Raw genomic sequence first — 2,545 nt, 5'->3', positions numbered from 1 at the left:
GGACTCGAACCTGCCACCTCCTCGGTGCAAACGAGGCGCTCTACCAGATGAGCTAAGGGCCCTCGTCAGCGTAAGCTGACGACATCCGCAATATTAAATTGTTTCTGTCTTTCGCTACGCTTCCTCTGCAGTTGAAATCAACAGATTTCAACTGGAAAAAAGCCAGCCGAGATAATTACATTAAGCCTATCCAGCGGAAGAAGGCGATTACTACTGTTTCAAGAAAGCCGGTTAAATACAGAAAAAAGACTAAAGCGATAAAAAGACCAAGAAGTCGGAGGCCAGTGTAGGTTCCACCTACTCCCAGATATCTTTCCATTGTTGCGTTAGATCCAAACCAACGGACCAGATCCCTAGCATAAATAACAAATGCAATTCCTGTTACAACGCCTAAAGTTCCAATGATTATTCTGTCTAACATAGTGAGTCTTTCTGTCCTCCTTCGCCAAAGGCTTCGGTAGGACATTTTCGCTTCGCTTCGGCTTGCCATTTGAAGCTTCAGCATAAAATGGTGGGCGACCCAGGACTCGAACCTGGGACCTCAGCTTTATCAGAGCTGCGCTCTAACCACCTGAGCTAGTCGCCCGCGTCGATTTACTTTTTCAAGGTCATCCAATATTTTACTTTATTTCGAGGCTTTTTTCAAGGATTTAAGCTAAACAAAAAAAGAGCCTTAGCTCCTCTTTGTTTTGAAAACTGGATAGTGTTGACAGCAGGCACATCACAACAAAGTTGTGATCCGACCTAGAAGCCCCTCGAAAGTCCGTAGACGACCGATTCGGATACATATAGTATCAATGCTCCCTAGAAAGGAGGTGATCCATCCGCACCTTCCGGTACGGATACCTTGTTACGACTTCACCCCAATCACCAACCCCACCTTCGACAGTTGCCTCCTAAAAGGTTAGCTCACTGGCTTCGGGTGTTGCCGACTTTCGTGGTGTGACGGGCGGTGTGTACAAGGCCCGGGAACGTATTCACCGCGGCGTGCTGATCCGCGATTACTAGCAACTCCGGCTTCACGCAGGCGAGTTGCAGCCTGCGATCTGAACTACGAGCGCCTTTTGCGGTTTCCTCCACCTCGCGGTTTCGGTTCGCTCTGTGACGCCCATTGTAGCACGTGTGTCGCCCAGGACATAAGGGGCATGATGATTTGACGTCATCCCCACCTTCCTCCGGTTTGTCACCGGCAGTCTATCTAGAGTGCTCAGCCTTACCTGTTAGCAACTAAATATAGGGGTTGCGCTCGTTGCGGGACTTAACCCAACATCTCACGACACGAGCTGACGACAGCCATGCAGCACCTCTATTGGCTCGTGTTGCCACAGCCCCGCTTTCACGGGGTTTAGCCAACAGTTCAAGCCCAGGTAAGGTTCTTCGCGTTGCGTCGAATTAAACAACATCCTCCACCGCTTGTGCGGGCCCCCGTCAATTCCTTTGAGTTTCAACCTTGCGGCCGTACTCCCCAGGCGGGGTGCTTATTGTGTTAACTACGGCACAGAAGGGGTCGATACCTCCTACACCTAGCACCCATCGTTTACGGCGTGGACTACCGGGGTATCTAATCCCGTTCGCTCCCCACGCTTTCGTGTCTCAGCGTCAGAAATGGCCCAGCTGACTGCCTTCGCCATTGGTGTTCTTTTCGATATCTACGCATTTTACCGCTCCACCGAAAATTCCGTCAGCCCCTTCCACTCTCAAGTCTCCCAGTATTAGATGCAGCCTACGAGTTGAGCCCGCAGATTTAACATCTAACTTAAAAGACCGCCTACACACTCTTTACGCCCAGTAATTCCGGATAACGCTTGCACCCTACGTATTACCGCGGCTGCTGGCACGTAGTTAGCCGGTGCTTATTCATGTGGTACCGTCATAATCTTCCCACATAAAAGAAGTTTACAGACCGAAATCCTTCATCCTTCACGCGGTGTCGCTCCGTCAGGCTTTCGCCCATTGCGGAAAATTCCTCACTGCTGCCTCCCGTAGGAGTCTGGGCCGTGTCTCAGTCCCAGTCTGGCTGGTCAACCTCTCGATCCAGCTACCCGTCATAGTCTTGGTAGGCTCTTACCCCACCAACAAACTGATAGGACAAAGGCCCTTCCCAAAGCGCGAAAGCTTTAACCTTGCGGTCACATGCGGGATTACCCCATCTTTCGATGAGCTATCCCCCACTTTGGGGTAGGTACCAATGTATTACTCAGCCGTCCGCCACTGGAACTTTCATGAGGGGACACCTTCCGGTTTCCCCTCATCTCGCTCATCAGCAAAGCTGATCTCGCTTACGCTCGACTAGTTCGCCCTCCCTTTCCCTCAGTAGAGGAGAGGAAAGAAGCAATGCTTGTTTTGCGAAGCAAAATCGGCTCTGCCGACATTGCGGATGAAGGGAGAACCGTGGGTTCTTTCTTCATGAAATAAATAGTTCCCGTTCGACTTGCATGTGTTAGGCACACCGCCAGCGTTCATCCTGAGCCAGGATCAAACTCTCAAAAAAGTTTGAATTGGTCAGTAATGTTACTGACGACTAGATTTATAAAGCACTAGTCAT

Annotated in this window: 1 protein-coding gene, 1 tRNA gene and 1 rRNA gene; all 3 read right to left on the bottom strand. The window is 50.4% G+C overall.

The window, feature by feature from the left end; genetic code table 11:
• Positions 1-175: 175 nt before the first annotated feature.
• The 3 genes from HF312_21405 to HF312_21395 all read right to left on the bottom strand — a co-directional run bounded on the left by HF312_21405 (position 176) and on the right by HF312_21395 (position 2,487).
• On the bottom strand, positions 176-421 hold the full coding sequence (locus HF312_21405; protein ID MCU7522771.1) for a hypothetical protein: 246 nt from the start codon (positions 419-421) through the stop codon (positions 176-178).
• 88 nt (positions 422-509) lie between these two features.
• A tRNA-Ile gene (locus HF312_21400) sits at positions 510-586 on the bottom strand.
• A gap of 218 nt (positions 587-804) precedes the next feature.
• A 16S ribosomal RNA gene (locus HF312_21395) occupies positions 805-2,487 on the bottom strand.
• Positions 2,488-2,545: the final 58 nt, after the last annotated feature.

It is taken from the genome of Ignavibacteria bacterium, assembly GCA_025612375.1.
GTDB lineage: Bacteria > Bacteroidota > Ignavibacteria > Ignavibacteriales > SURF-24 > JAAXKN01.
This window is presented reverse-complemented; position numbering and strand designations above follow the sequence as displayed.

Bases quoted from the DNA above. Each gene is read 5' to 3' on its own strand.
- HF312_21405 (MCU7522771.1), bottom strand. From the start codon at position 421: ATGTTAGACAGAATAATCATTGGAACTTTAGGCGTTGTAACAGGAATT.